The organism is Treponema sp. R6D11 (genome assembly GCF_054786075.1).
Genome location: NZ_BDHD01001538.1, coordinates 1 through 204 on the forward strand (window position 1 = coordinate 1; position 204 = coordinate 204).

At 47.1% G+C, this 204-nt stretch carries 1 pseudogene; it reads right to left on the bottom strand.

Annotated elements, in window-relative coordinates:
• Positions 1-204 (bottom strand): annotated as a pseudogene (locus ACYVTD_RS19285) (DNA topoisomerase IV subunit A); the annotation flags it as partial.

Genomic DNA, 204 nt, shown 5'->3' on the forward strand with positions numbered 1-204 from the left:
CCTTTAAGCCAGGCGACCGAATAGGCGGTTATATTTTTTAGGTGGCTGTTTATTTCTTTGATAAGCGCCTGTATTTTCTCCATTTCGTCTTTCCCCTTGTTTTTGTCGGACCGTGAAATCCTGCGGGTTGGGATCCGTAAAAAGGGTTTGACATCGTCATCCGAAATGCCGCGCGGCCCCACCTCTTTTAAGAACGGCTTAAAG